The organism is Pseudoalteromonas sp. Z1A6 (genome assembly GCF_011378745.1).
GTDB lineage: Bacteria > Pseudomonadota > Gammaproteobacteria > Enterobacterales > Alteromonadaceae > Pseudoalteromonas > Pseudoalteromonas arctica.
Genome location: NZ_WTKW01000263.1, coordinates 1 through 5966, shown reverse-complemented (window position 1 = coordinate 5966; position 5966 = coordinate 1). Strand labels below are relative to the sequence as shown.

5 protein-coding genes are annotated in these 5966 nt (G+C 39.8%); 4 read left to right on the top strand and 1 reads right to left on the bottom strand.

The window, feature by feature from the left end; all coding sequences use genetic code 11:
• Positions 1-235 precede the first annotated feature (235 nt).
• On the top strand, positions 236-718 hold the full coding sequence (gene rfaH / locus GQR46_RS14915; RefSeq protein WP_165741341.1) for a transcription/translation regulatory transformer protein RfaH: 483 nt from the start codon (positions 236-238) through the stop codon (positions 716-718).
• A 309-nt stretch (positions 719-1027) separates the two neighbouring features.
• Here rfaH and GQR46_RS14910 read toward each other — a convergent pair whose 3' ends face one another.
• On the bottom strand, positions 1028-1222 hold the full coding sequence (locus GQR46_RS14910; RefSeq protein WP_165741340.1) for a hypothetical protein: 195 nt from the start codon (positions 1220-1222) through the stop codon (positions 1028-1030).
• 631 nt (positions 1223-1853) lie between these two features.
• Between GQR46_RS14910 and GQR46_RS14905 the strand changes: the two genes are divergently transcribed.
• The 3 genes from GQR46_RS14905 to GQR46_RS14895 are packed head-to-tail and all read left to right on the top strand — an operon-like array spanning position 1854 to position 5681.
• Complete coding sequence (locus GQR46_RS14905) at positions 1854-2969, top strand: polysaccharide export protein (protein WP_165741339.1); 1116 nt, start codon at positions 1854-1856, stop codon at positions 2967-2969.
• 12 nt (positions 2970-2981) lie between these two features.
• The gene (locus GQR46_RS14900; RefSeq protein ID WP_007582278.1) at positions 2982-3416 is read left to right on the top strand and encodes a low molecular weight protein-tyrosine-phosphatase; all 435 of its coding nucleotides are present in this window, start codon (positions 2982-2984) and stop codon (positions 3414-3416) included.
• Between the two features lie 15 nt (positions 3417-3431).
• Positions 3432-5681 (top strand): polysaccharide biosynthesis tyrosine autokinase, encoded by a 2250-nt coding sequence (locus GQR46_RS14895; RefSeq protein WP_165741338.1) that lies wholly within the window; start codon positions 3432-3434, stop codon positions 5679-5681.
• Positions 5682-5966: the final 285 nt, after the last annotated feature.

Here is a 5966-nt window from a genome sequence, read left to right as displayed (position 1 = left end):
TTAATAAATTTTCGCGGCTAAACTTTTGTTTAGCCCAATCTAAACATGGCTTTATAGGTACTAAACTAGCATTGAAGCCTTTACTCCCTTTAAACTCAATAACAATATTTATTAAAGTGAGTGGCTATTAACCACTAAAGCGTATTTACATAGGCACTCTATGTTGGCTATAATGTCGCCGCTGTTTAGTTTGGAATTGTATTTTTTGCAATTTAGTTATGTATTAAGGGCTACTATGGAATGTTGGTATTTAGTCGTATGCAAACCTAAGCAAGAAGAGAGAGCCAAAACTAACTTGCAAAATCAAGGGATTGAAGCGTTTTACCCCAAATTAACTACCGAAAGGTTGGTTAAAGGTCGTCGGACCGTCAAACACACTGCTTTATTCCCTAATTATTTATTTGTATGCCTTGAATCAAAAAATGGTAATTTTTCTGCTGTAAAAAACACCCGTGGAATAGGCGGTTTTATTTCTTATGGAGCAGATTATCAGTTGGTTTCTAAGCACATAATTGACCAGTTAAAGAATGAACGTTCACACACTACTGAATCACAAATACCAAAAGCAGGTGATGTAGTAAGTGTGAATAACGATTCATTTAGTAATATACAAGCAATATACAAAGAGCCCGATGGCGACTTGCGCAGTATTTTACTAATTAACTTACTTAATCAAAAAATTGAAGTAAGTGTAGATAATAAAGATATTAAGCAATAATAACTAAAAACGTAGCAGCGGCTTTATGCCGCGAAAAAATAATTTTATATCAGTAACTAGGAACTGTAACCTAAGGGCGGAAGCGTGCCCAAAGCACTTAAACCTACGTGGCTAAGTTCACTTGTAGACGCGCAGCTTGCTGGCGTGACGAGCAAAGCTCGTAATAGGGTTTATTCACAAAAGGGTTAAGAGCACACTGAGCTTTAAAGAAGTAAACAGCCTAAAGTACTTGTTTAAGTAGCTTCTCATTTACTCCTCATTCGCTTCTCTTTGTGCAATAAAGCTTTAAGTGATTTATGCACAAAGAGGTTAAGAGGGCGCTGCGCTTTTAAGTGAAAGCCCAACGGCAAAGTTTAACACCGTGGCTAAGTTCACTTGTAGACGCGCAGCTTGCTGGCGTGACGAGCAAAGCTCGTAATAAGGGTTATTCACAAAGAGGTTAAGAGGGCGCTGCGCTTTAGAGAAGTAAGCAGCCATAAAGTACTTGTTTAAATGGCTTCTCATTTACTCCTCATTCGCTTCTCTTTGTGCAATTATCAATAAATTTATTCAAAAAAAAGTTAAGAATACGCTGCACTTTTACGTGAAAGCCCAACGGCAAAGTTTAGCACCGTGGTTAAGGTCACTTGTAGACGCACAGCTTGCTGGCGTGACGAGCACAGCTCGTAATTGAACTTCTTCACAAAAAGGGTTAAGAGCACATTGCGCTTTAGAGAAGTAAGCAGCCTAAAGCACTTGTTTAAATGGCTTCTCATTTACTCCTCATTCGCTTCTCTTTGTGCAATAAAGCTTTAAGTGGTTAATCTGAATAGGTCGAGGGCGCTGCGCTTTAGAGAAGTAAGCAGCCATAAAGTACTTGTTTAAATGGCTTATCGTTCACTTCTCTTTGTGCAATTGGTGATGAATGCGTTAAGTGTTTTGCTAAAAACGGCTATCAATTAAATTTATTCATAAAGACCCTATGAAAATACTGATATAATTTCAGTGCTAATTAAAAACTTAGTTACAAAGCTTTTACAAAGCAAAGACTATTGCTTCACAATAGTGCACATGCTTTAATTAGTCGGCTAAAATACAAGTGCTCACCAAGGTTGGTGAGTAAGTGCAATATTTAAAATAATTTTGGGATTCTACAATGGCGTTAAGCTGTAAATCACTCGCATCAATACTCGCAATACTAAGCATGACCGGCTGTACAATAGTACCAGGCAGCCACTTTGAAGGTATAGACTCAGGCGAGCAAACACAAAACCTCGAACAAGATCTCGAAAAAGTAAACATTCAAATAATCGACTCGCTACTAATAAACAAACAAAATCAAGCGCGTATAGCAGCTAAACCAATTTCAAGCACCGATGGTTTAAACGTAAGTAACTACGAATACAAACTAGGTGTTGGCGACGTACTAACAATAGGCGTATGGGATCACCCAGAGCTAACAATACCTGCAGCAGTACAACGTACCGCAGAGTTTGACGGCTTTAGAGTACAACGAGACGGCACCATTACTTACGCTTATGCACCAAATATACCCGCAGCAGGTAAAACAATAAGCCAAGTACGCAACGAGCTTGTAAAACGCCTAAGCCGAGTAATAGAAGACCCTCAAGTAGACGTAAAAATAGTCGGTTTTAAAAGCCAAAAAACCTACGTTACCGGCGAAGTAAAGCAACCTGGTGTATACCCAGTAACCGAAATTCCATTGACCCTAATTGATGCCTTAAACCAAGCAGGCGGCTTAACTGATGCAGCCGATTGGCGCACAGTAACATTTACCCGTGGCAATAAAACAGAAGTTATTAAACTTGATGACTTTTATGCCCATGGCGACATTTCGCAAAACCGTTTATTGCAACATGGCGACATAGTGCATGTAAATCGTAACGATGCACAAAAAATATTTGTATTAGGTGATGTTAAAAAAGCAGGTTCAGTAACGCTTAACCGTTATGGTTTAAACTTAGCCGAAGCGCTAAGCGATTCAGGCGGCTTAAATGAGGCAACAGCAGACGCTAATGGTGTATTTGTACTGCGTAAAAGTGACGTAGAGCAAACCGGCGTTATTGCAAACGTGTACCAGTTACACGCTAAAAATATAGCAGCAATGGTATTAGCTGAGCAGTTTGAGCTACAACCGCGCGATATTGTATATGTAACATCGGCACCACTTGCCCGTTGGAACCGTGTAATTAGCTTACTATTACCGTCAATCGCTACTGTAGATAGTGTTGACGATATAACTGCAAACTAAGGGTTTTTAAAAATGTTTGATTCAGTTTTAGTAGTATGTGCAGGCAATATTTGCCGTAGCCCAACAGGTGAGTATGTTTTAAAGCAAAAGCTTGAAGGCAAAAATATTAAAGTATCGTCTGCTGGGTTAACAGCGCTTGAAGGCAAACCAGCAGATGCAAAAGCAAAACAAATAGCGCTCGCACATGGTGTTAATATGGATGCTCACCAAGGCCAGCAGCTTACATCAAGCTTAGTTGCGCAAAACAGCGTAATACTCGTAATGGAAGAACGCCATTTAAACGACGTACATGCTCGCTACCCAGAGGCACGCGGTAAAACGTTTTTACTCGGTAAGTGGATTAATAACGCTGAAATACCCGATCCGTACCGCCAAAGCCAAGAGGCTTTTGAACACGTTTACACATTAATCGACAGCGCGTGTAGCGCTTGGCAAAAGTATTTATAAGGAATGGCTAATTTAATGAATACCCAGCCGAATAACAGCGCTAGTAACGCTAATAATAAAAACACTAATAACACACAACCAACGCAAGAAATTGATTTAATGGCGCTACTAGGCGCATTGCTCGACCGCAAATACTTTATAGTAGCTGTAACCACACTGTTTATGTTTGTGGGTGTTATTTATGCAGTATTAAGTACCCCTGTTTACCAAGCAACAGCCATGATACAAGTTGAAGACGGCGGCGCATCAGTCCCTGGTTTTGACGATATGGCAGGTATGTTCGAAAGTACATCAGCCGCCGTAACCGAAATAGAGCTACTAAAGTCGCGCAGCATAATAGGCGAGGCAGTAGATACTTTAAAGCTTGATGTAACAGCAGAGCCTAAGCTATTTCCGTTTATAGGTAGCCGCGCTTATCGTAAATTCACCCCAATGGAGGATGGCGATTTAGCTGAGCCAAGCTTTGGCGCTAATAGCTACGCATGGGGCGGCGAGAGCATAAATGTATTTAGGTTTGATGTACCACGTACGGCTGTAAATAAAACATTTACTTTAGTTGCACATGCTAACAATAGTCTTACACTTTTAGATGGTGATGGTGAGCAAATATTATCAGGTAAAGTGGGCGAGGAGCTTACAAACGGTAAGTTTAATTTAACTATTCGTACTTTAAATGCACGCCCTGGTACAGAGTTTACAATTACCCGTAAAGATCGTTTAAATACTATTTTAGACCTTCAAACAGCCCTTGGCGCAAGCGAAAAAGGTAAAGATTCTGGCATAATTAGCTTAAATTTAGAGAGTACTAAACCAAGCTATGCTGAAAAAGTACTTGATAAAGTGGCGGCTATTTATGTACGCCGCAATGTAGAGCGCAATAGTGCTGAGGCGCAAAAGTCGCTGGAATTTTTAGAAGTACAATTACCTGAAATTAAAAAACAGCTTGAATACGCAGAGCAACGCTTTAACGACTACCAAATTAAACGCCAGTCAATAAACATAACGCTCGAAACACAAGGCGTGCTTGAGCAAGTTGTAAAGCTTGAAACCAAGTTACAAGAACTAAATCTAAAACGATTAGATATTGGCCGAAAATTTAAAAAAGACCACCCAACATACCAAGGTATGCTTGAGCAAATAGAGGCTGTAAATAAACAAAAGCAAGAGCTGGTTGGTGAGGTAGGTAACCTGCCAGAAACTCAACAAGAGCTACTACGCTTAAAGCGCGATGTTGAAGTAAGTAACCAAATTTACACGTTACTGCTTAGTAAAACACAAGAGCTTGATATAGTTCGCGCAGGCACCGTAGGTAATGTACGTATTATTGACTACGCTGAGGTAAATACCAGCAAGCCAGTTAAGCCTAAAAAAGCATTAATAGTGGTAATGGCCACTATGCTAGGTGGTATGTTAGCTGTGGCTATAGTGCTTATACAAAAGGCAATGCACAAAGGCGTTGAAGACCCGGCAGAAATTGAAGCGCTAGGCTTACCTGTATACGCAAGTGTACCGCATTCAGATTATCAAGATAAGCTAAGTGGCTTTGCCGAGCGAGCCCGTAAAAACAAAACGAATAAGCCTAAAAGTATATTAGCGCTAGATAACCCAGCAGACCTAGCAATAGAGGCCCTACGTAGTTTACGTACCAGTTTGCACTTTGCGATGATGGAAGCTAAAAATAACATTATTGCTATATCGGGCCCAAGCCCAAGCGTAGGTAAATCGTTTATATCGGTTAATTTAGCCTCGGTACTTGCTCAAAGCGGTAAAAAAGTACTTATTATTGATGCCGATATGCGTAAAGGCTACTTACAAACCCAGTTTGGTTTAAAGTGGGACGATGGCTTAAGCGATTACCTATCTGGCCGTTTAAACTTAGAGCAAGTTACTAAACCAACCAAGGTTGAAGGCTTAAGTGTTATTACGCGGGGGCAAATACCGCCAAATCCTTCTGAGCTATTAATGCATAGCAACTTTAGTAAGTTGGTTGAAGAAGTGAGCGCTGCTTACGACATTATAATTATCGACACCCCTCCAATACTTGCAGTAACCGACCCAGCAATTGTAAGTGCGCATACAGGCACCACATTACTGGTAGCACGTTTTGGTCAAAATCATGTCCGCGAGATAGAGCTAACTCGCAACCGTTTTGAGCAAAACGGTATTGACGTAAAGGGTGTGGTATTTAACGGCGTAGTAAAAAAAGCGAGCAATGCTTACGGTTATTATGGTTACTATAATTACGAGTATAACAGTGACAAATAATAGCTCATTCAGTTGAGTATCTATTTAACACTTCGCAATGGCGTAGAGTAACAATTAATTACAACGAGTTAGTTGGGATTAATTATCTAGAATAAAAGAGGTTCAGCTGATTTAGGTATGAAACTTAAATATAGACGAAGTAACTAGGATGCATTTAGTTGCATAAAAACATATGAATTTTATTTTTTACTCGGTAACGGGTAACTATGAATCATTTCATAGAAAAAGAGAAATTGAAGCTCTAGCTACATATAGAAATGATAGTGTCAGCAATAAAGTATTATA